The organism is Campylobacter volucris (genome assembly GCF_008245045.1).
Taxonomy (GTDB): domain Bacteria; phylum Campylobacterota; class Campylobacteria; order Campylobacterales; family Campylobacteraceae; genus Campylobacter_D; species Campylobacter_D volucris.
Genome location: NZ_CP043428.1, coordinates 1,130,574 through 1,154,372 on the forward strand (window position 1 = coordinate 1,130,574; position 23,799 = coordinate 1,154,372).

Below are 23,799 nucleotides of genomic sequence, written 5' to 3' on the forward strand. Positions count from 1 at the left end.
TGTTATTTATTTGCTCTTTCTATATATTCTCCACGCACAGTATCAACGCGTATAACCTCTCCTTCTAAAACATGAAAAGGAATTTGAACCACTGCTCCTGTTTCTAAAGTAGCTGGTTTTTTATTTGATCCTTGAGTGTCACCTTTAAAATTTGGAGCTGTTTCGATGATTTTTAATTCCATCACTTGTGGAACCTCAACACCAATTGCTTTTCCATTATGAAATAAAACATCCACCATAGTTCCATCAAGCATCCATTTTTTAGCTTCACCCACATCTTCTTCGCTAATAGCTACTTGCTCATAAGTTTGAGTATCCATAAATTGACAATTCTCACCATCATCATATAAATATTGCATTTGTTTTTCTTCTAAATTTGGAGATTCGCATTTATCTCCTGCATGGAAAGTTTTTTCTAAAACCTTACCATCAATAAAAGATTTAATTTTAATACGAACAAAAGCAGGTCCTTTACCTGGCTTTACATGTTGATATTCTACGATTTTAAAAGGAATACCATCGATTTCAATCTTTAAACCTTTTTTTAAATCTCCCATTCCATAAGAAGCCATATATTTTCCTTAATCTTAAAATTAGTTTTTAATTGTAACAATCAAGACTTATAAAAAGCCTTAAATTTCTGCATATTCTGCAAAAATACAAGCATCTATCATTCTTAATTCTTCAAGTAATACTTTTGATATTTTCTCATCTAACAAAATCACAGCCAAAGCCTTACCAAAACCATCTCTACCAAGTCTAAAATCTGCGATATTAACATTGTTTCTTGCTAAAATACCACTAACATTTGCAATAACCCCTGGTATGTCTTTGTTATTTAAAATAATCATTTTTCCTTTAGGTTTAAAATCAATATCAAAACCATTAAGCTCAACAATTCTTTGTTCATTCTCACTAAAAATAGTCCCTGATATAGAAAGACTAGTTTTTTCACTAATAATTTTTATAGTAATTTTATTGTTATAACCACTGCTTGGCAAAGTATTACACGAAAGTTCTATATCTTTATCTTTAGCAACAAATTTAGCATTAATGTAATTGATTTTTTCACCCAAAACCTTTCTTAACACACTAACTACAGCAAAAGTAAGCAAGGATTCATTATATTTGCTGATTTCTCCTTCACTTTCTAATTTGATAGATTTGATAGGAGTTTTATCAAGCTGAGCTGCTAAAAATCCCATTTTTGAAATCAATTCTATATAAGGAGCTACAAATTTTGGCAAGTCTTCTGTTTTAATAGGCAAATTCAAAGCATTAGGATAGGCAATTTCCCTAGCAGCACTCAATGCTTGCTCACACGCTTGTATGGAAATATTTTCTTGACTTTCTAAAGTATTTGCACCCAAATGCGAAGTGACTGAAACATTTTCAAATTCTAAAAATGGATGATTAGTAGCTGGTTCTTTTTCAAAAACATCAATACCAAGCCAAGCTATTTTACCATTTTTTAACCCTTCACATAAAGCTTGTTCATTATAAAGACCACCTCTTGCACAATTGATTAATCTTACACCATCTTTCATTTTAGAAATTTCATCAAAGGAAATCATATTGGCTGTTTCTTTTGTTTTTGGAGTATGTATGCTTATAAAATCACTCTGGATTAAAATTTCATCTAAAGTTTCAACACATGTTATGCCTAAATCTGTCATTTTTGATGATGATATATAAGGATCATAAGCAATTACTTTCATACCAAAAGCTTTTGCTCTTGAAGCTACTCTTGAGCCTATATTGCCAAATCCTATAATCCCTAAAGTTTTATTCATAAGTTCAATGCCATACCATTTTTCTCTTTCCCATTTTTTTTCAATTTTTAAAAAATTATGGGCATTGACAAAAGATCTAGCTGAGCAAAGTAAATGATTCATGGTAAGTTCTACAGCTGCTATAGTATTTGCAGTTGGAACATTCATCACTATAATGCCTCTTTTAGAGCACTCATTAATATCTACATTATCAACCCCAACGCCAGCTCTAATCAAAGCTTTTAAATTTTTGCAAGAATTTAAAAAATTTAAATCTACATCAGTAGAGCTTCTAGTAATTGCAACATCAACATCACTAAGCTCTTTTAAAAGTTCGGTTTTTGATAAATGTGCAGCTTGGATCAAATCTACATCATCAGCATTTTTTAAAAGCTCAATTCCTTTATCTAAAATCGCATCACAAATTATAATTTTTTTCTTCACAACCAAACCTCCCTTAAATTTGCATTGATATCATAAATTTTTAACTGCTCTATTAAAGTTTTTAATACTTTTTCATTATCTGTATCAAGATAAATTGTTACTTCATTCTTGCTTTGAGTTAAGGTGTATTTTATAAAAAAAGCTTGCAAGGTTTGTTTTAAACAAAACATAGAATACACATCGTTTTTATTTACATCAAGCAAATAAAATTTCTGCTTAGGTTTTACCACAGAATCATCCATATTAAAACTCATATAAAATTCATTTGCCGCTGGATAATAATCATTCATTTTAAGTGCTGATAATTTATTTTGCCAAGTTTGTGGAAGTTCTTTTTTTAACTCATCAAAAGAATATTTTGCATTTTGTGAGATACGCAAATCTCCTATATCTACATATCTCACCATAAAAATAAAAGCTATTAATAAAACTAAGCTTAAAAAGCCTAAAATACCATATAGGGTATATTTTTTCATTTTTTATTATGAAAGTTGGTCTTTGATGATATCACCCAAAGTAACTTTATCATTATCATTGATTTCATTTAATGCTTCTCGCTCTTTCATTCTAGCAAGACTTTTTACACTTAAACGAATTCTATTTTTCTTTTCATCGATAAAGACTATCAAAGCTTCTATACTATCGCCAACTTTTAAACTAGAAAGATCTATATTTCCTAAATCTTCTTTATGAATCAATGCATCTACGCCTTCTTGCAATTCCACAAACAAACCAAAATCTTTAATATCTCTAATCTTACCACTAATAATCTCATTAACATGATGATTTTGAGCATAAATTTGAACAGGACTTTTTTGTAATTCTTTTACACTTAAAGATATTTTTTGAGCATCTTTATCGAGCTTGATGATTTTTACTTCTATTTCATCACCAACTTTATATAAATCTTTGCATTTATCATTTCTATCCCAAGATGCATCTTCATTATGCAACAAACCTTCCATATTTGAAATTTTAACAAAAGCACCAAAATTTGTTACTGAAGTAATGACTCCTTTTACAATATCACCTACTTTATGTTTTTTCAAAAATTCATCAAAAGGCTTGGTAAGTAAATTTTTTAAAGATACTCTAAGTCTTCTTTCCTTAGCATTGATTTCAATAACTTCTACATCAAGTTCTTGGCCTTCGCTAATATAATCTTTTGGATTTTTAGCATTTTTATCCCAAGAAATTTCACTAATATGTAAAAATCCTTCTATATCATTACCCAAATCTACAAAAGCTCCATATGGCTCTATATTAGAAACAGTTACTTTAATAGTATCACCAAGCTCTAATCCATCTTTGATTTCTTCCCAAGGATCTGGCATAGCTAATTTTATAGATAAAGAAAGATGTTTTTTTTCTTTGTCATACTTGATGACTTTTACAGGAACTTTATCTCCTTCATTATATAAAGAGCTAGGATTTACAGGACCTTTATATGAAATTTCACTATAATGAACCAAGCCATCAACACCGCCTACATCTACAAACATTCCATAAGTTGTGATTTTTTTAACTACACCTTCGATAATCTCTTCTTGATTAATCACATTAGATATAATTTCTTTGCGTTTTCTTCTTTCTTCATCAACAATTTTTTTTCTCGAAATAACAATGCTTTGAGCTTCTTTGTCTATTTTGATAATCTTAACTTTAAAAGTTTTATTAATAATATTATTAGCATCTTTGAAATTACTTTGCGATCGTGGAAGAAAAAATTCAACCCCATTTTCATCAACAGCTACAAAACCACCCCTATTTTTACCGATGATTTTTACATCAAAAACACTATCGTCTTCTTTATAATTTTCTATAAATTCTTTAACTTTTTGTTTTCTTAAAGCTTTTTTATGAGAAAGTAAAGATCTGCCACCGCGAGAGCCTATTATAGCAACTTCTAGAGTATCTCCTTCTTTGAAGATTAATCCACCTTTGTCATCTTGAATTTCTTCTAATATTAAAATTCCTTCAGATTTTTGGCCTATATTAACAAATACTTCACCATCTTTAATTTCAACGATAACACCTTGTGTAGTTGCTTCCTCATCAGTTCTAAAAGATTCTTCAAGCATTTGCTCAAAATCTTCTTCTATGACTATATCCTCTAGTCTATTTTGAACTTTTTTGTTCGCCTCGCTCATCGTGGTCCTTTATTTTAAATTTTGATTTTAGATTATAATATTGTTTTCTTTAAACTTGGTTAATTCTAAGCATATTCCTTGATTTTTTCAAGCACTAAATTAATAACCCAATCAGGAGTTGAAGCACCTGCACTAATTCCACATTTTTCCTTACCCTTAAACCATTCTTTTTGAATCTCTTTTTCATTTTCTATAAGATAACTATCTTGGCAGTAATTTTTAGCGATTAAAAACAATTGCTTGGTATTAGCTGAATTTTTTCCTCCAACTATCACCATAACATCACTTTTTTTAGCAAGCTCATTGATGGCTTCTTGATTTTTAAAAGTAGCATCACAAATTGTGTTAAAAACCCTAACTTCTTTAACTTTAAGCATTAAAAAATTTACAATTTCCATAAATTTTTCAACTTTTTTTGTAGTTTGTGATACCACAGCTATCTTAGAAGGCAATTTAATATCTAATAATTCTTTTTCGTCTAATATCACATAGGCTTTTGTGCTAACATAGCTTCTAACACCTTTAACCTCAGGATGATTTTCATCTCCAAAGATTACCACTTCATAACCTTCATTGCTCATTTGTTCGCAAATTTTTTGAGGTTTTGTCACAAAAGGACAAGTCGCATCAAAAATTTCTATATCCTTTTTTCTCAAATCATCTAAATCTTGCTTGGTAATACCATGGGTTCTAATGATGGCTTTTTTTTCATCTTTTAGCTCATCAATATTTTCTAAAGTTTTAACATTGTAATTCTTCCAAAGACGCGTGATTTCTTCATTATTATGAATCAATGGACCAATAGTAGCTGCATCTTTAATTTGCTCTGCTTTTTTAATAGCTCTTTTTACGCCAAAACAAAAACCATAACTTTTAGCTAATTCAATCTCCAATCTTAGCTCCTATTTGCTTTAAAATATCAATAAAATTTGGAAAAGAAGTTTTTATACACTCACTATCATCTATTTCCATTCCACATCTTAAACCTAAAATTAAAAAACTCATCGCTATACGATGATCTCCAAAACTTTCAATCTTAGCACTATTTGCTATCCCTCCATCAACCTCAAAACCATCTTCAAATTCTCTTGCTGTTATATTGCATTTTTGCAAATTTTCCACCACAGCTTTAATTCTATCGCTTTCTTTTACTCGCAATTCTTTAGCATTTTTAATCACGCTTGTTCCTTTTGCACACGCAAAGGCTATAGCTAAAGCTGGCACTTCATCAATCAACCAAGCAATATTTTCACTCACGCTAATTGCTTGCAAAGTAGAGCTTTCTACACAAATTTCTCCTATACTTTCATAATCATTATTAGTTTGAATATAAGAAATTTTAGCTCCCATTTTTTCTAAAATTTTAAAAGCTTCTATGCGTGTTTTATTTAATAAAACATTTTTTAAAACCACTTTAGAATTTGGTAAAATACAAGCTGCAACTGCAAAATAAAATGCCGAAGATGGATCATTTGGGACACAAATATCAAAAGCTTTAAGTTTTTCTTTTACAGGTGAAATTTTAAATTTAGTAGCAAGATTATTGAGTTTTTCTATTTTTGCGCCCATTTTGGTAAGTATTATCTCACTATGATTTCTTGAAAGCTCTATTTCTTCAAAAAAACTTTCGCTTTTGGCATTTAAAGCTGCTAAAATCATAGCTGTTTTTACTTGAGCTGAAGCGATATTGCTTTTATAATTAAACCCTTCTAATTTAGCACCTTCTATACAAATAGGGGCTAAATTTGCATCATTTCTACCATAAATTTTAGCATTGATGCTTTGTAAAGGCTGGCTAATTCTTTTCATAGGTCTAGCGTTTAAATAACAATCTCCACTCAAAACAAAAAATCCATCTTCAATAGAACTTAAAAAGCCAATTAACAATCTCATCAAAGTTCCTGAGTTACCACAATCAAGTATTTGATTTGGAGAGTGGATTTTATTTGGTGCTGTAATATAAATACATCCTGATTCTTCCTTAACCTCAGCTCCTAATAAAGCAATGACTTTTAGAGTATGTAGTGTATCTTGAGCTTTTAAGTAATTTTTTATCTTGCAAGTGTCTTTAGTTAATAAAGAAAAAATAGCAAGACGATGAGAAATAGACTTATCAGAAGCTATATTCTCAAGTGTTGCATTAAAAGAATTTAAAGCATAAATTTTCATCGAAGCTTTAGTCCAAATTCTTCATTTAAAGTTTTTAAAATTTTATCTGTTTGCTCTATAACAACGCTATCTTCTAAAGTCTTTTCAAAATCTCTAAAAATAAAATTAATAGTCAAACTATAAAATTCTCCTAAAGATTCATCAGTATATAAATCTACAACTCTAAAGCTTTCTAAGATATCAATATCTAGCTTGATAATTGAATTTTTAATTTTTTCATACTCAAATCCCTTAGGAATCATAATACTCAAATCTCTACTCATAGAAGGAAATTTAGAATAATGCTTTGCGGTTTTAAATTCTTGTTTTAATCCGCTTATATCAAGCTCACAAATATAAGTTTTTGTCAAATCTTTTTGATTTTCAATAGCCAAATGAACTCTACCTACAAAACCTATACGCTTACCATTTTTATAAACATTTGCTTGTTCATATGGACTTAAAAAAGTGTGATTAGATTTTTGCATGCTAAATTCGCCTATAATGCTTTTAAGTTCGGCTAAAAAAGTATAAAAATCAACCAAAGTTGGTTTTGCCTTGTTAGAAATTTTTGGCTCTTCTTTAAAACCGCTAAAAATCATTGCAAATTTAGTATGTTCATTTGAAAATTCATCAAAAACACTACCACACTCAACAAGTTTTACTTTTTTCTTGGAATTTCTTAAATTTAATTTTGCTGCATTTAAAAGATGATTGATCAAAGTGCTTCTTAAAGTGTCAAGTTCTTTGGTGATTGGATTAATCAATTTATTTTTAATACATTTAAAACCTAAAGCATTTAACTCTTCTTCATTATCTAAAACATAATGAATACTTTCAAAATACCCATTACAACTAGCTTTAAATCTTAAATTTTTAAGCTCTTGATAGTCAAAATATACTTGATTTAAACGATTTTTTTCTTTAAATTCTAAAGCTTTTGAAGGTATATTATCAATACCTATAATCCTTAAAATTTCCTCGCTTATATCAGCAATATTGTTGATATCGCTACGATGTAAAGGAATTTTTACATTAATTTGCTCATCATTTACTACAATAATATCAAACCCTAGTTTTTTTAAAATTTTCACCAAAACATTTTTATCTATAGGCATACCAATGATTTTATCTATATCTGCGGTAAAAATTCCTATGATTTTGTCTTCTATTTGACTAAATACTTGCTGAGTTCCTGAAAATACTGCTAAATTATCTATTTTTAAACATTCTTTTAGCAAATAATCCATTCCCAAAGAAAGTTTAGGCTCACTCCCTCTTAAACTGCGATAACTAATATCATTTTTCTTTTTATGCACCGCCATAGCATTAGCTATAATTTGTGGATGAGTATAACTTGCTTCAATTACAATAACTTTACTATCTTCATTTATTTTAAAATCATCTTTTTGTTCAATTCCTGCTAGAGCAATCAAATTGTTTTTATAATACACTCCATATTCACCATGCTCTAAAGAATTTATCTCTAAAATAATTTTTTCATCAATTTGACATTCTTGACAAAGTTTATGAAAATCATAAGCAAAAAATACTACACCGGTTGCATGCATGGTATAAGATAAAAGATTTTCTATGTTATTATTTTTATACTCTTGGATTAGCGCTAAACGAATTTGTACGACTATATTTAATTTAAAATTATCTTTAACTTCTAAGGCTTTATATGCGAAAAATCCGTTTAATTCTGTATGATTTTTAACACTTAAAATTCTTCCTATGCCAACACTATTTTCACTTTCTTTTACGCTAGGAAGTTCTTTTAAATTTAAATCCAAAGCTGCACTTAAATCTCTTGCAACTCCGTATAAACTTAAACAATCTCCACGATTTGGTGTTAAATCTATCTCAATAAGCTCATCATTAAATAAATCATATTCATTAAGAGCTTTTCCAAGAATCAACTCTCCCATACTTTCATCTAAAACCATAATGCCTTCGTTACTTTTACCAAAACCAAGCTCACTAGAAGAACAAATCATACCCATAGAATCCACACCTCTAAGTTTTACTGGTTTTATTTTTAAATCATTAGGTAAAATTGCACCTACTAATGCAACAGCTACAATTTGATCTTTATCTACATTTTTAGCACCACATACAATTTGTAAAATTTCACTACCTACATCTACTTTACAAATATTTAATTTGTCTGAATTTTCATGCTTAATTTTTTCTAATACTTTTCCAATTACAACCTTATCAGGAGCTTTAACACTTTTAAAATTATCAACTTCTAAACCTATGGAATTTAAAGTTTGAACAATAGTATTTGTAGAAATATCACTTAAATCAATCCACTCATTTAACCAATTTTTACTAATAATCATCTAAACTGCTCCAATAATCTTAAATCACCTTCAAACATAGAACGCAAATCAGGAATTTTATGCAAAAGCATTGCAAATCTTTCTACACCCAATCCAAAAGCATAACCGCTAACATTTTTATAACCTACAAAATTATAAACATTAGGATCAACAACTCCACATCCTAAAACTTCAAGCCATCCTGTTTGCTTACAAACCCTACAACCACAACCTTTACAAAAAACACATGAAATATCAACTTCAGCTGAAGGCTCTGTAAAAGGAAAAAAGCTTGGTCTAAAACGCACTTTTACATCTCCAAACATATATTTTAAAAAATTTTCAAGCATATCTTTTAAATTTGCAAAATTGACCTTATCTCCTTCTTCAACCACAAGGCCTTCAACTTGATGAAACATAGGAGTATGGGTAATATCAAAATCTCTTCTAAAAACTGCTCCAGGAGCTATCATCCTAATGGGAGGTTTTTGAGAAAGCATAGTTCTAATTTGCACTGGAGAAGTTTGAGATCTAAGCAAGGTTTTATCTTCAAAATAAAAAGTATCTTGCATATCTCTTGCAGGGTGATTTTGTGGTAAATTTAAAGCTTCAAAATTATGAAAATCATCTTCTATAAGCGGACCTTTTTCAATGCTGAAATTTAAAGAATTAAAATATTCTATAATTTTATCCATTGTAGTAGCTATAGGGTGCAATGCACCTAAATTAGAAGTTTCATCAAAAAAGCTAAAATCTTGCACATTTTGTTTCATTTTTTCATTTAAAGCTTTTTCTTCTAATTCTTTTAATTTTACCTGATAAGCTTGATTAAATTCATCTCTTGCTTTGTTTAAAGTATTAGCAAATTCTTTTTTTTCTTCACCTTGTAAATCTTTTAATTTAGCAAATTCTAAAGTCAAAACGCCTTTTTTCCCTAAAAAATTTACTTTTATATTTTCAAGCTCTGCTAAAGTATTTGCAGAATTAACTTGCGATATCATATTTTGCAATTTTTACTCCAAATATTTTTTTAAAAACATTCTAATGTAAAATTATTTAAAATTAGCAAAAACAAATCAAAAAAAAGGATTAGCTATGAGAGAAAAAACGGTATTTGAGTTAATAGTAGAAGGAAAAATTCCCGCAAATAAAGTCTTAGAAAGTGAAAAATTTTTAGCTTTTCATGATATCAATCCAAAAGCCCCTATACATATTTTAATCATTCCTAAAGAACATTTTGAAAATTTTCAAGAACTAAGTCCTGAACTTATGAGCGAAATGACTAAATTTATCCAAGAATTAGCAGTGTTATTAGGGCTTGATAAAAGCGGATATAGACTAATAACAAATTGTGGTAAAAACAGCGGCCAAGAAGTATTTCATTTGCATTTTCATATGTTGGGTGGATTTGAACTTCCTAAAGATAAAGAAAGACAAATCAACCCTCAATCTTTATTCTAAAAGAGCTAAACTCTTTTAGATAGCAGGTCCTGCTAATTTAAATTCACTTCCTTCAGGAACATCTTCATAGCGTTTGAAATTTTCTATAAACATTTTTGCAAGTTTAAGTTTTGTTTGAGCATAAGCTTGTTTATCTTCCCAAGTATTAATAGGATTTAGCAATTTATCTTCAACGCCTTCTAAAGCTTTTGGCACAGCAAGATTAAATAAATCATAATTTTCAAATTCGCAATTTAAAATACTACCATCTAAAATCGCATTAATACAAGCTCTAGTAGCTTTAATACTCATTCTTTTTCCAACACCATAAGCACCACCGCTCCAGCCAGTATTGACTAAATAAACATTAACATTATGTTTTGTAATTTTTTCACCTAAAAGTTTTGCATACACAGTTGGGTGAAGTGGTAAAAATACTTCTCCAAAACAAGCTGAAAAAGTTGCAATAGGCTCAGTAACCCCTCTTTCAGTTCCTGCAACTTTTGCTGTATAACCACTTAAAAAATAATACATTGCTTGTTCTTTACTAAGCTTACTAACAGGAGGCAAAACTCCAAAAGCATCAGCTGATAAAAATATAATATTACTAGGATGAGTTGCACTTAAACTTTTTTCATGATTTATAATATGTTCAATTGGATAAGATACTCTAGTATTTTCTGTTTTTGAACCATCATTAAAATCTACGCTTAAGTCTTCTTTTAAAACTACATTTTCTAAAAGTGCATTTTGTTTTATAGCACCATAAATTTCTGGCTCATTATTTGGATCAAGATTGATACATTTTGCATAACAACCTCCTTCAAAATTAAACACTCCCTCATCATCCCATCCATGTTCATCATCTCCGATTAATTTTCTTTTTGGATCAGTTGAAAGAGTTGTTTTTCCTGTACCACTAAGCCCAAAAAATAAAGCTACATCACCTTTTTCTCCGACATTAGCACTACAATGCATAGGAAGTTTATTTTCCAAAGGTAGCCAATAATTCATCATAGAAAAAATACCTTTTTTCATCTCTCCACCATACCAAGTGCCACCAATAACTGCTATATTTTTTTCTATATTAAAAATGACAAAAACTTCTGAATTTAACCCATCTGTTTTATAGTCTTCATTCACACATTTACAAGCATTATATACTACAAAATCTGGCATAAAATCGCTTAATTCTTTTTCATTTGGACGGATAAACATGTTTTTTACAAAATGTGCTTGCCAAGCAATTTGTGTCACAAAACGCACAGCTTTACGGCTTTTTAAAGAAGCACCACAATACACATCTTGTATATAAATGTCACTATTGCTAAGCTGTTTTTTAGCTTTAGCCAAAAGCTTTTCAAACAATTCTTCGCTAATAGCTTGATTGATATTGCCCCATGCTATATATTTTTGCGAAGGATCTTGCTTTACAAAATACTTATCTTTAGGACTTCTTCCTGTAAAAATTCCAGTATCTACACTAAAAGTTCCATTTTTTGTGCAAATTCCTTCTTTATTTTGTATTTCATGTTTTAAAAGCTCATCATAATTAAGATTATAAAAAACTTGTCCAATGTTTTCTAAACCTAAATTTTCTAAACCTTTCATTATTTCTCCTTATTTATAGCTTATTAAAATTTGACCTTCACTTACACTATCACCTGCATTTACAAAAATTTCAGATAATTCTCCATCTTTTGGAGCATTAATTTCAATTTCCATCTTCATCGCTTCAAGTATTACAACCACCTGTCCTTCTTTTACCACATCACCTGCTTTAACTAAAATTTTAAATACATTAGCATTCATACTAGCTGTAATTGCATTAGCATTATCAGATGGAATATTTTTAGGTTTAACTTCTACTTTACTATTTTTAACATTAATAGCACTTTTTACATTAACATCTTTATCAAAACCAGCACTAACTTCTACATGGTATTTATTACCATTGACCGATACGGTAAATTGGTTTTCATTGCTTAAATTTAAAGGTTTAGTTTTTTCATTTTTTCTTACATTGACCTTAGCTTCACCTTTTAAAAACGCCAAACCTTTTTCTTTACAAGCTGCAACTATAAAAATATTTTCTTCACTTGTTGTTATATTTTCTTTTTCTAATAAAGATTTTACATACGCTAAACTTTTTGTTTCATCCTCATCAGCAATATCTACTGCATTTTTAGTTGTAGGTTGTAATTTAAGTTGCTCACTAGCAAGTTTAATCACTTCTTCATCAGGGGTAATTGGAGTTTTACCAAAATACCCCAAAACCATCTTGCCATAGCCCTCGGCAATTTTTTTCCATGGTCCAAACATAACATTATTAAAAGCTTGTTGAAAATAAAATTGCGAAACAGGAGTTACAGAAGTACCATAACCACCTTTTTCAACTACTTCTTGCATAGCTTTAATCACAGCTGGAAATTTATCTAAGATATTATTATCTCTCATCATTTGAGTATTAGCAGTTAATGCTCCACCTGGCATAGGAGAAAAAGGAATCACAGGATTAACAGCAGTTGCCTCAGGTGGTAAAAAATAATCTTTCAAGCATTCTTTCAATACTTCTTCATATCTTAAGATTTTTTCACTATCTAATCCTAAGTCAAAATCTTTACCTTTTAACGCATGTATCATAGTTAAAATATCAGGCTGACTTGTACCACCACTAACAGGAGCTGCAGCTAAATCTATACCATCAACACCTGCTTCTAAAGCAGCCAAATAACAAGCTATACTAACCCCTGCAGTTTCATGAGTATGCAATCTTATATGCGTATTTTGAGGTAAATTTTTTCTTGCCATTTTAATGACTTCATAAATTTTATTTGGATTAGAAGTTCCGCTAGCATCTTTAAAGCAAATACTATCAAATGGAATTTGTGCTTGTAAAATTTCTTTTAAAATTTTTTCATAAAAAGGCACATCATGGGCACCTTTACATTTTGGAGGCAAATCCATCAAAGTAATGGTAATTTCATGTTTTAAACCATGTTTTACTATACATTCTCCGCTAAATTTCAAATTATTTACATCATTTAATGCATCAAAATTTCTTATCGTAGTCGTGCCGTGTTTTGCAAACATTTTTGCATGCAAATTTATAATTTCTCTACTACCAGTATCTAAAGTAACTGTATTTACACCTCTAGCTAAGGTTTGTAAATTTGCATCTTTACCTACAATGGCTCTAAATTTATCCATCATATCAAATGCATTTTCATTAAGATAAAAAAACAAACTCTGAAATCTTGCTCCACCACCAAATTCAAAATGGGTAATTCCAGCTTCTTTAGCCACCTCTAAAGCAGGAAAAAAATCTTCCATTAAAACCCTAGCACCATAAACAGACTGAAACCCGTCTCTAAAAGTAGTGTCCATTACATCAATCAATTTTTTAGCCATCATTTTTCCTTAAATATTAATAATTATAACTCCAATTTTCTTAAACATAAACTTTATAAAATTTGATTTAACATAATGATAACGATTGCTAATGGAGCAATAAATTTCAACAAAAAATACCAAATTTCAAACACTATCTTGCTCATAAATTTAGAAAATACTTTATAAATACTTTCTTTATCTACAAAAAATCCAACAAATATCGCGCTAGCTAATGCACCAAGTGGCAACATAAAATTAGAAGTTAATTTATCCAAAATATCAAAAAAACTCAATCCAAAAAAGCTAAAATGCTCTCCATAAGCACCACTAAAAGATAAAATACAACCCAACCCCAAAATAAACACAACAATACCAATAAACACCAAAGCTTTAAATCTAGAAATTTGATATTCATTAACAAGATAAAAAGTAAAAGGTTCTATCATAGAAACTGCTGAAGTAATACCTGCAAAAAATAAAGCTAAGAAAAAATAAAAAGCTAAAAAGTTGCCAAAATAACCACCTAAATTTGAAAATAAAGTAGTAAGTGAAATAAATACAAGCCCAGCTCCTTCAGCAGGATTTGCATTAAATTTAAATATAAAAGTAAATACTATAAGCCCCATCATAAGACCTATACAAATATTTAAAATCACTACAACAATAGAACTTGTAATTAAATTAGTATCATCTTTTAAAGAAGCTGCGTAGGTTGTAATGCAACCTATACCCAAACATAAAGTAAAAAATGCAAGTCCTAAAGCTGTAAGTATGGAATTTAAACTGATTTTAGAAAAATCAGGATAAAAAAGATAAGCAAAAGCTTGTTTAAAACCATCTTGAAAAAAGCAATATCCAAGTAACAAAACAAGCATGATAAACAAACTTGGCATAATCCAAATATTTAATTTTTCTATACCGCTTTTAACACCTTTTGATACCACAAATAAAGTAAGAAAAAAAGCAATCAAAAAATACATACTACTTTCTAAAATACTATTTTGTATCAAAGTTCCAAATAAAGCTCCTGCCTCATCGGTATTGCTTGGTAAATGATAGATTGAAGTGACCATATATTTTAAAACCCAACCCATAATCACCAAATAAAATGACAAAACAAAAACACCACCTAGCATAAAAAATCCAGCAAATTTCCATTTTTGAGGGTATTTTAAAGCTAGACTTTTATAAGCATTCGCAGGATCTTTTTGACTAAGTTTTCCCATAGCAATTTCAGCTAAAAATATGCAAAATCCTATGCTTATGGTTAAAAGTAAATATAACAACACAAAAGCAAATCCGCCATTTTGTCCTACCAAGGTTGGGAATTTCCAAGCATTTCCAAGCCCTATAGCACCACCTGCTACTGCTAGTACAAATCCTATTTTAGAAAATTTATCATTCACTTTTAATCCTTAGAAAAAAATTTGTCTTGCCATAATCACAATTACTGCCAAAGGTGAAATAAATCTTAAAAAGATATACCAAATTTCAAAAAATATTCCTTTCATATAAGGATTAAACAAATTTTGTAAAGTTTCTTTTTTAAGCACAAAACCTACAAAAAATGCCGTGATTAAAGCAGAAATTGGCATCAAAAGATTTTGTATAAAAAAGTCTAAGATATCAAAAAAACTTTTTCCAAAAAAGGTTAAACTTTCAGAACTTGGAGCATAAAAAGAAAGTATAGATAAACTTCCTAGAAAATACACTATAAAGCCAACATACATTAAAGCTTTTTTTCTTGAAATTTGATAACGATTGATAAGATAAAAAGTAAAAGGCTCTATCATGGAAATTGCTGAAGTAATACCTGCAAAAAATAAAGCTATGAAAAATGCTACTGCTAGGATATTACCCAAAAGTCCTAATTTTGCAAATAAAGTTGTTAAAGATATAAAAATCAATCCTGGACCCTGCTGAGTAGGATCAGCACCAAATTCAAAAATAAAAGTAAATACAATAAGTCCCATTATAATGCCGATGATAGTGTTGATGATAATAATATTAAAAGCACTGCTTATAAAATTTGTTTTATCAGGCAAACTCGCAGCATAGGTTAAAATCACACATACTCCTAAAGACATACTAAAAAAAGCAAGTCCTAAAGCATCTAGTATAGAAGAAACGCTTAATTTTGAAAAATCTGGTGAAAATAAAAATTCACTTGCTTTAGAAAATCCATCCATACTAAAAGAATATCCAAGCATTAAAATAAGCAATATAAATAAACTTGGCATCATCCAAACATTAAGTTTTTCTATACCACTTTTAACACCTTTTGATACTACATAAAAAATTACTATAAACACAAAAGTAAAACATATAAATTGAGACAAAACATCTTTAGAAAGTAAATTTCCAAAGATAGCTCCTGCTTCATCGGTATTGCTTGGAAGTGTGAAAAATCCTAAATAAGCATATTTTACAATCCACCCTATAACAACACTATAAAAAGAAACTAAAATAATAGCCCCTAACATAAAAAAACCAGCCCAAGACCATGCTTTTTTATTTTTTGGCGCTAAAGAATGATAAGCATTTACAGGATCTTTTTCGCTTAATTTTCCTATGCTAAGTTCAGCTAAAAAAATCACAAAAGCTACCCCGATAGTCAAAAGCAAATATACTATTACAAAAGCTGAACCACCATTATTTCCCACCAAGGTCGGGAATTTCCAAGCATTTCCAAGTCCTACAGCAGAACCAGCTACAGCTAATATAAATCCTATCTTAGAAAATTTATCATTCATTTTTTATCCTCAAAGAAAAAGTTGTTTTATCATAATAAACACGACTGCCAAAGGTGAGATAAATCTCACAAAAAAATACCAAATTTCAAAAAATATTCCTTTCATATAAGGATTAAACAAATTTTGTAAGGTTTCTTTTTTAAGCACAAAACCTACAAAAATAGCTCCAAACAATCCACCCAAAGGCATCATCAAATTCGAAGCAATAAAATCAAGTATATCAAAAAAACTTTTTCCAAAAAATTCTAAAGAATCTTTACTCCACTCAATACCTGAAAATATACATAAGCTTCCTAAAATATAAACAATAAAACCTATAAACACCAAAGCTTTTTTACGAGTAAAATTATAAGAATTAATCAAATAAAAAGTTAAAGGCTCTATCATAGAAACTGCTGAAGTAATGCCTGCAAAAAATAAAGCTATAAAAAATGCTACTGCTAGGATATTACCCAATGGTAAAAATCCTACTGGATCTATATTTGCAAATAAGCTCAATAAAGATACAAAAATCAATCCTGGGCCTTGCTGAGTAAGATCAGCACCAAATTCAAAAATAAAAGTAAATACAATAAGTCCCATCATAATGCCGATGATAATATTTATAATAATGATATTAATTGTACTACTAATAAAATTTGTTTTATCAGGCAAGCTCGCAGAATAAGTAATAATCGAACCAACACCTATAGATAAACTAAAACACGCAAGTCCTAAAGCACTTAAAAAAGCACCCACTCCAAGTTTTGAAAAATCTGGTGAAAATAAAAATTCACTTGCTTTAGAAAATCCATCCATACTAAAAGAATATCCAAGCATTAAAATAAGCAATATAAATAAACTTGGCATCATCCAAACATTAAGTTTTTCTATACCACTTTTAACACCTTTTGATACTACATAAAAAATTACTATAAACACAAAAGTAAAACATATAAATTGAGACAAAACATCTTTAGAAAGTAAATTTCCAAAGATAGCTCCGCTCTCATCTATACTTTTTGGTAAAGGAAATAATCCCAAATAAGCATAATTAACAATCCACCCTATAATAACACTATAAAAAGAAACAATTAAAATTGCCCCTATCATGGAAAAACCTACAATTGACCATGCTTTTTTATTTTTTGGCGCTAAAGAATGATAAGCATTTACAGGATCTTTTTCGCTTAATTTTCCTATGCTAAGTTCAGCTAAAAAAATCACAAAGCCAACTCCAAGAGTTAAAAGCAAATATAACAAAACAAAAGCTGACCCGCCATTTTGCCCCACCAAGGTCGGGAATTTCCAAGCATTTCCAAGTCCTACAGCTGAACCAGCCACAGCTAATATAAATCCTATTTTAGAAAATTTATCATTCATAAAAACACCTTAATTTAGCAATGTAAAGGATTTAATTTAGCTAAAAAAAACTTTAATTTGTTTTAAAATATAATATTTTGACTAAATTTCAATAATTTTAAAGTTATATTTTTATATAATTAAAGCTTTATTAAATCTCGAGTAGGGATACGCAAGCCGAAAGGATTTAAAATCTAAATCAAAGGATTAAATATGAAAAAAATCGCATTTTTAATGTTAGCTATGAGTACTTTTGTATTTGCAGCTGATGCAACTATGAATCAATGGTTAGCATCATTTTCTATTTTAGCAGCAGGTTTAGGACTTGGTGTTGCAGCTTTAGGTGGTGCTATTGGTATGGGAAATACTGCAGCAGCAACTATCGCAGGAACAGCTAGAAATCCTAGTCTTGGTGGTAAATTAATGACTACTATGTTCATTGCTTTAGCTATGATAGAAGCTCAAGTTATTTATGCACTTGTTATAGCACTTATTGCTCTTTATGCTAATCCATTCCAAGCATTGGTAGCAGCTTAATCAAACCCTCTTAAGAGGGTTTTATGCGGTTATGGTGGAATTGGTAGACACGCCATCTTGAGGGGGTGGTGCGCTCAGCGTGTGCGAGTTCAAATCTCGCTAACCGCACCATTTTTTAAGGATTTTCATAAATGGCTTTTTATATTCTTATTAGTGCTATAGCTTTTTTAATACTTTTTTTCGCAATCAAAAAATATACTTTAAATTTAGATGAGAAAGCTTTATTAGAACCTATAAAAACAAATTTATATCCTGAATTTTGCGATTTAATCAATGAAGAAATGAGAAATATCAAAAACCAGCTTTTACAAGATGAAATCAAATTAAAAGAACAAGAGCAAAAAGAACAATTTTTAGAAGCATTAAGTGATATGAGCAGAAAATTAAATCACCTACAAACCATGAATTTAAGTAAAAAAGATGATGCTTTATGGCAAGAAATGTTATTTAATTTTTTAAGCGAACTTGAAGAACTTAATAAACAATATCTCTTAAACGCTCAAGAGATTAACGATGTTATAAGAAATTCCTTGCAAGAAAAATTTGCTAATTTATCAAAAATTTAATTTACATATGATTTTTATTGTTTCCTTTTAGTTAAAATCCAAACATACAAATTTATTAACAAGTAAAGGATTTACAATGTTTGGTGGCAAAAAAAATGAGAACAAAATTCTCCAATTAGAACAATCAAACCAAGGTTTTCAAGATATCTTAAAATGCTATAAGCCGTACCATGGCTATGATAGAATTTGACATAAATGGTAATATTATAAGTGCTAATGAAAACTTTTTAAAAACTATGAACTATACCATTGATGAAATTCGTAACAAGCATCATAGTATGTTTTGTCTACCAGAAGTTGTAAAGTCGCCAAATTATGCTGAATTTTGGAGAGATTTAAGAAATGGAAAATCCAGAAATGGTCTTTTTAAGCGTATTGCAAAAGGTGGCAAAGAAATCTTTTTAGAAGCTAACTACATTCCAATTATCAATCCAAATAATCAAGTTTACAAAGTCATAAAATTTGCAAATGATATTACACAAAGACATTATGAAATGTTAGATTTAAAAAATACCATTGAAGCGGTAAATCGTTCAATGGCTATTATCGAATTTAACCCTCAAGGTGAAATTTTAACCGCTAATGAAAATTTCTTAAAAACCATGGGATATTCATTAAGTGAAATTAAAGGCAAACATCATAGTATGTTCTGTGATGAAAAATTTAGAAATTCAAAAGAATATACTTTATTCTGGGAAGAATTAAGAAATGGAAAGTATCAGTCTGGAAAATTTGTCCGTTTTGGTAAAAATCATAAATTAATCCATTTAGAAGCAAGTTATAATCCTATAAAAAATGATAATGGTCAAGTTTATAAAGTAATTAAATTTGCAACAGACATTACAGATCAAGTTGTAAGAGATGAAGAAAAATTAAAACTCATTAGTCAGCTAGCAGAGCAAAATGATAATTTAACCCAAGAAGGCGATAGCGTCATAGAAAATACCGTGCAAAATATCCAAAATATCGCAGAAATGATGAGCAATAGTAGCAATTTAGTATCTTCACTTAATGAACAATCTGAAGAAATTAAAAACATCATCCAAACCATTAGCGATATAGCTGATCAAACTAATCTTTTAGCATTAAATGCCGCAATAGAAGCAGCTCGCGCTGGAGATCATGGTAGAGGATTTGCTGTGGTTGCTGATGAAGTTAGAAATTTAGCTGAAAGAACTGGTCACTCTGTAAATGAAATAACCACAACTATTAATTCAATTAGAAATGTAACTGCTGAAGTAGTTCAAAGTATTAAAGATGGCTTACATGGAGTAAATCAAAGCGTAGATTTAGCAAAAGATGCAAGAGAATGTATGGAAAAAATTAGAAATAGCTCTGCTCAAGTTGCACAAGCTATGCAAAATGATTAAAAAAGTTTTTAGCTTAAATGCTAAAAACTTCTCCATTAATTATATGCATTTTTACTTGCCCTTGTAACAAATCTTTGCTATATAAACCTTTGCCTTCAAATACAACCTCATCATCAAAAACAAATAAATCAGCATCATAACCAATATCAATTTTTCCTTTATTAAGCCCTAAAAACTGAGCTTGATTATAACTAGTAAAATCACAAAGTTGCTTCCAACTTAATAATTTATTTTTTACAAAATAAATAAAACATAAACTCGCATACATATTTATACTATCTATGCCAAATAAAGCATCATCAAAGGCTATATTTTTTTTAGAATCAGATATTGGAGAATGTAATGAGGTTAAAAATTTAATTTTTCCCCCTATAAAATATTTTTGTAGTTTTTCCTGCTCTAATGGATCTTTTAAAGGAGGTAAAATTTTAGCCTTAGTGTTAAAATTTTCACATGCATTGTCATTTTTTAATAAATGATGTATTGAAATTTCACTATTTAAATTTTCTAAAAGATCAAAAGATCTAGTTAAACTTAAAGCATCAAAACCAATCTTGCTTTGATAAAATTGCGAAATTTCTTTCATTTTAGCCACTTCACTGCTTTCAGCTATATCACTAATTCCTATAAGTCCTAACTCAAAACTAACTTTTCCATCATTCATCACGCCATGATCGTCAAAATTTTCATCAAAACATTGCACAAAAACTATACTATCTTTCATTTTAGCATATTGCATACTTTGTCTTATAAGATTAGCTCCTATATTGCTTTGAATTTGTATTGCCTTTGCACCACTATCAAGCAAAATAGAAATATCTTTTAATTTATTTTCATTATCTAAAGCCTTAATGCTAGGCAATACATTAATCTTTAAAGTTTTTAATTTTTCAAAATATAATTTATATCCTTGAGTATTTAATCCTAAATTATCTCTTAAGATAATAGAACCAACTCCACCTTTTAAACACTCTTGTTCTAAATTTTCAAGCTTATCAAGATCAAATTTAGCATCTAATAAATTTACATTTAAATCAATAAAAGAAGGTAAAAGAGTTTTTTCTTTTAAATCTATGCTTTTTTCTGTACTATCATTAATGCAATCGTTAATTTGAGCAATTTTTCCATTTTGAATTTTCACATCTACTTTTTTTTCACCATAAATTTTTGCATTTTTTAAGATCATTGCATTTTCTCCTTTGATGACATCAAATCAATTACACAATCTTGAACTTTTTTTCCATTAAGTATAGAAACAATCTCATTAACAATTGGTGTATATATTTGATATTTTTGAGCTAAAGAATGTATAGCAAACGCAGTTTGCACGCCCTCTGCAACTTCTTTTAAATCTTGTAAAATTTGCTCTAATGATTTATTTTGTGCAAGATTATATCCTACTCTATAATTTCTAGAAAGTGAGCTTGAAGCAGTTAAAAATAAATCTCCAGCACCACTTAAACCTAAAAAAGTATCTTCTTGGGCTTGAAAAAATTGCCCAAAACGATGCATCTCTACCAAACCCCTTGAAACTAAAGATGCTCTAGCATTATTTCCTAAATTCAATCCATCGCAAATTCCGCTTGCAATAGCTAAAACATTTTTATAAGCTCCACAAATTTCAGCACCCTTGACATCACTACTTGTATATGTTTTGATATAATTTGGGAAAAATGAAGAAAAATTTTCACAAAGTTGCTGATTTTTACCGCTAATAACTAAAGCACAAGGCTTTTTTTCCAACACTTCCAAAGCAAATGAAGGACCGCTTAAAAAACAAATTCTATTCTCATCGATAAAATCTAAAAAAATTTCATCCATAAATTTTAAACTTTTAAAATCTATACCTTTAGAGGCTACTAAAATTTTATGATTATTATCTTTAAAATTATTTTTAAGCCACTCATGTGCTCCTTGAGCATACAAAGCAAAAACCAAATACTCACATTCTAAAGCTTTCTTGGTATCAACAAAATTTGCAATATCCTTAAAGTGATATGAGGTGATATAACATTGATTATTAACACTTAAAGCATCATATAAAGCACTTCCCCACTTACCAGCGCCAATAACCGCTATTTTCATTATCCAAGCTTTGCTTTTAAAATTTCATTAACTTTAGCAGGATTAAAAGCCCCTTTACCAGCTTTCATTGCTTGACCCACAAAAAATCCAAATAACTTATCCTTACCACTTTTATATTCAGCGACTTTATCTTCATTAGCACTTAAAATTTCATCAATTATTTTTTCAATAGCACCATCATCACTTACTTGTTTTAAACCAAGTTTTTCTATGGCTTCATCTACACTAATTTGAGTATTTTCAAAAATATAAGCTAAAATTTCCTTAGCTGCTTTAGCGCTTATTACGCTTTCTTCTATGCGTTTAATAAGTAAAGCTAATTTTTCAGCTTTTATAGGGGAATTTTCTATAGTAAGCTCGCCTTTTAAAAGTCCCATTAGCTCAGTTGTAAGCCAAGAAACACAAAGTTTAGGATTTAATTTTTGATCAATTAAATATTCAAAATATCTACAAAGCTCTAATGAAGAAACTAAAACTTCAGCATCACTTTCTTTAATACCAAATTCACTAATAAATCGAGCCTTTTTTTCATCTGGTAATTCTGGAATTTTTATATTCAACATTTCATCGCTTAAAATAACAGGTAAAAGATCAGGATCAGGAAAATACCTATATTCAGCAGAATCTTCTTTTCCTCTCATACTTTTAGTGATTAAATTACTTGTATCAAATAATCTTGTTTCTTGCACCACTTCTTGTTCATACACCCCATCTTCCCAAGCTTGAGTTTGACGATTTACTTCATATTCTATAGCTTTTTGTATAAAACGAAATGAATTTAAATTTTTTATTTCAACTCTTGTATAAAGTTTAATATCTCCTTTTGGGCGTATGCTAACATTAGCATCACATCTAAAGCTTCCTTCTTGCATGTTCGCATCAGAAATATCTAAAAATCTTATAATAGAATGCAATTTTTTAAGATAAGCAACTGCTTCATCAGAACTTCTAAGTTCAGGTTCGCTAACTATTTCAAGCAAAGGAGTGCCCGCACGATTTAAATCTACTTTTGAAAAATTACTCTCATGTATGTTTTTTCCCGCATCTTCTTCTAAATGAGCTCTTGTTATGCCTATGCGTTTGTTTTCTCCGTTAATATTTATAAAAAGTTCTCCATTTTCTACTATAGGTATGTCAAATTGAGAAATTTGATAGGCCTTTGGTAAATCAGGATAAAAATAATTTTTTCTATTAAAAATACTTTTTTTATTTATAGTGGCATTTATAGCTTTACCAAAAGCGATGGCTTTTTTAGTCGCTTCTTCATTTAAAACAGGTAAAGCACCTGGCAAAGCTAAACATGTAGGGCAAACATTAGTATTTGATTTTTCTCCAAAAGAAGTCGCACATGAGCAAAAAATTTTAGTTTTAGTATTTAATTGTGCATGGACTTCAAGTCCTATAACCACTTCAAACATTAATAGTTCCTTAGAGTTTTTATTTATTTTATCGTTTTTTATTTCAAAAAGAGTT

19 protein-coding genes, 1 tRNA gene and 2 pseudogenes are annotated in these 23,799 nt (G+C 29.4%); 6 read left to right on the forward strand and 16 right to left on the reverse strand.

The features are described from left to right. Window positions 1-2: 2 nt before the first annotated feature. From efp to pheS, 8 genes are all read right to left on the reverse strand, one after another. The gene (efp, locus tag CVOLT_RS05905) at window positions 3-572 is read right to left on the reverse strand and encodes an elongation factor P (protein WP_039665886.1); all 570 of its coding nucleotides are present in this window, start codon (window positions 570-572) and stop codon (window positions 3-5) included. 60 nt (window positions 573-632) lie between these two features. Further along, the gene (locus CVOLT_RS05910) at window positions 633-2,216 is read right to left on the reverse strand and encodes an alpha-ketoglutarate reductase / D-3-phosphoglycerate dehydrogenase (RefSeq protein WP_039665887.1); all 1,584 of its coding nucleotides are present in this window, start codon (window positions 2,214-2,216) and stop codon (window positions 633-635) included. Next, complete coding sequence (locus tag CVOLT_RS05915; protein WP_039665888.1) at window positions 2,213-2,692, reverse strand: hypothetical protein; 480 nt, start codon at window positions 2,690-2,692, stop codon at window positions 2,213-2,215. Before CVOLT_RS05915 ends, CVOLT_RS05910 begins: the two co-directional genes overlap by 4 nt. A 6-nt stretch (window positions 2,693-2,698) precedes the next feature. Continuing rightward, entirely contained in the window at window positions 2,699-4,366 is a 1,668-nt protein-coding gene (locus CVOLT_RS05920) for a 30S ribosomal protein S1 (protein ID WP_039665889.1), read from the reverse strand. Window positions 4,367-4,431: 65 nt separating this feature from the next. Next, on the reverse strand, window positions 4,432-5,259 hold the full coding sequence (locus CVOLT_RS05925; protein WP_039665890.1) for a 4-hydroxy-3-methylbut-2-enyl diphosphate reductase: 828 nt from the start codon (window positions 5,257-5,259) through the stop codon (window positions 4,432-4,434). After that, window positions 5,249-6,535, reverse strand: coding sequence for a 3-phosphoshikimate 1-carboxyvinyltransferase (aroA, locus tag CVOLT_RS05930; RefSeq protein ID WP_039665891.1), 1,287 nt, complete (start codon window positions 6,533-6,535; stop codon window positions 5,249-5,251). Before aroA ends, CVOLT_RS05925 begins: the two co-directional genes overlap by 11 nt. Next, a complete protein-coding gene (gene pheT / locus CVOLT_RS05935; RefSeq protein WP_039665892.1) occupies window positions 6,532-8,862 on the reverse strand; it encodes a phenylalanine--tRNA ligase subunit beta in 2,331 nt (776 codons plus the stop codon). The genes aroA and pheT overlap by 4 nt, the downstream gene beginning before the upstream one ends. Next, on the reverse strand, window positions 8,859-9,851 hold the full coding sequence (pheS, locus tag CVOLT_RS05940; RefSeq protein WP_039665893.1) for a phenylalanine--tRNA ligase subunit alpha: 993 nt from the start codon (window positions 9,849-9,851) through the stop codon (window positions 8,859-8,861). The genes pheT and pheS overlap by 4 nt, the downstream gene beginning before the upstream one ends. Window positions 9,852-9,936: 85 nt before the next feature. On the opposite strand from pheS, the gene CVOLT_RS05945 reads away from it, so the two are divergent. Then, window positions 9,937-10,302 (forward strand): histidine triad nucleotide-binding protein, encoded by a 366-nt coding sequence (locus CVOLT_RS05945; protein ID WP_039665894.1) that lies wholly within the window; start codon window positions 9,937-9,939, stop codon window positions 10,300-10,302. A gap of 15 nt (window positions 10,303-10,317) precedes the next feature. Here the strand turns inward: CVOLT_RS05945 and pckA are convergent, their stop codons facing one another. From pckA to CVOLT_RS05970, 5 genes are read right to left on the reverse strand one after another with little or no spacing between them, the layout of a single operon-like run. Further along, window positions 10,318-11,892, reverse strand: a complete 1,575-nt coding sequence (gene pckA, locus CVOLT_RS05950) for a phosphoenolpyruvate carboxykinase (ATP) (protein ID WP_084059215.1) — start codon at window positions 11,890-11,892, stop codon at window positions 10,318-10,320. Between the two features lie 9 nt (window positions 11,893-11,901). Then, on the reverse strand, window positions 11,902-13,692 hold the full coding sequence (locus tag CVOLT_RS05955) for a pyruvate carboxylase subunit B (protein WP_039665896.1): 1,791 nt from the start codon (window positions 13,690-13,692) through the stop codon (window positions 11,902-11,904). A 53-nt stretch (window positions 13,693-13,745) separates the two neighbouring features. Continuing rightward, window positions 13,746-15,080: a sodium-dependent transporter gene (locus CVOLT_RS05960; RefSeq protein ID WP_039665897.1), complete on the reverse strand. Its 1,335-nt coding sequence runs from the start codon at window positions 15,078-15,080 to the stop codon at window positions 13,746-13,748. Window positions 15,081-15,089: 9 nt separating this feature from the next. Continuing rightward, window positions 15,090-16,427: a sodium-dependent transporter gene (locus CVOLT_RS05965; RefSeq protein ID WP_039665898.1), complete on the reverse strand. Its 1,338-nt coding sequence runs from the start codon at window positions 16,425-16,427 to the stop codon at window positions 15,090-15,092. Window positions 16,428-16,436: 9 nt separating this feature from the next. Further along, window positions 16,437-17,789 carry a sodium-dependent transporter gene (locus tag CVOLT_RS05970; RefSeq protein WP_039665899.1) on the reverse strand — a complete coding sequence of 451 codons (1,353 nt, stop codon included), beginning with the start codon at window positions 17,787-17,789 and terminating at the stop codon, window positions 16,437-16,439. A gap of 192 nt (window positions 17,790-17,981) precedes the next feature. On the opposite strand from CVOLT_RS05970, the gene CVOLT_RS05975 reads away from it, so the two are divergent. The 5 genes and pseudogenes from CVOLT_RS05975 to cetZ form a co-directional block, all read left to right on the forward strand. Continuing rightward, on the forward strand, window positions 17,982-18,305 hold the full coding sequence (locus CVOLT_RS05975; protein ID WP_039665900.1) for a F0F1 ATP synthase subunit C: 324 nt from the start codon (window positions 17,982-17,984) through the stop codon (window positions 18,303-18,305). A gap of 25 nt (window positions 18,306-18,330) precedes the next feature. After that, window positions 18,331-18,416 (forward strand) — tRNA-Leu (locus CVOLT_RS05980). Window positions 18,417-18,436: 20 nt separating this feature from the next. Next, window positions 18,437-18,871 carry a hypothetical protein gene (locus CVOLT_RS05985; protein WP_039665901.1) on the forward strand — a complete coding sequence of 145 codons (435 nt, stop codon included), beginning with the start codon at window positions 18,437-18,439 and terminating at the stop codon, window positions 18,869-18,871. Between the two features lie 176 nt (window positions 18,872-19,047). Beyond that, window positions 19,048-19,665, forward strand: a pseudogene (locus tag CVOLT_RS08245) (PAS domain-containing protein); the annotation flags it as partial. A 153-nt stretch (window positions 19,666-19,818) separates the two neighbouring features. After that, a pseudogene (cetZ, locus tag CVOLT_RS08250) lies at window positions 19,819-20,241 on the forward strand (energy taxis response protein CetZ); the annotation flags it as partial. A gap of 13 nt (window positions 20,242-20,254) precedes the next feature. Here cetZ and CVOLT_RS05995 read toward each other — a convergent pair. Genes CVOLT_RS05995 through gatB form a run of 3 tightly spaced genes read right to left on the reverse strand, consistent with a single transcriptional unit; the run spans window position 20,255 to window position 23,744 of the window. Next, window positions 20,255-21,427, reverse strand: coding sequence for a dihydroorotase, subgroup IIa (locus CVOLT_RS05995; protein ID WP_039665903.1), 1,173 nt, complete (start codon window positions 21,425-21,427; stop codon window positions 20,255-20,257). Beyond that, window positions 21,424-22,326 carry an NAD(P)H-dependent glycerol-3-phosphate dehydrogenase gene (locus CVOLT_RS06000; protein ID WP_039665904.1) on the reverse strand — a complete coding sequence of 301 codons (903 nt, stop codon included), beginning with the start codon at window positions 22,324-22,326 and terminating at the stop codon, window positions 21,424-21,426. Before CVOLT_RS06000 ends, CVOLT_RS05995 begins: the two co-directional genes overlap by 4 nt. Beyond that, window positions 22,326-23,744, reverse strand: a complete 1,419-nt coding sequence (gene gatB, locus CVOLT_RS06005) for an Asp-tRNA(Asn)/Glu-tRNA(Gln) amidotransferase subunit GatB (protein WP_039665905.1) — start codon at window positions 23,742-23,744, stop codon at window positions 22,326-22,328. Before gatB ends, CVOLT_RS06000 begins: the two co-directional genes overlap by 1 nt. Between the last annotated feature and the right edge of the window lie 55 nt (window positions 23,745-23,799).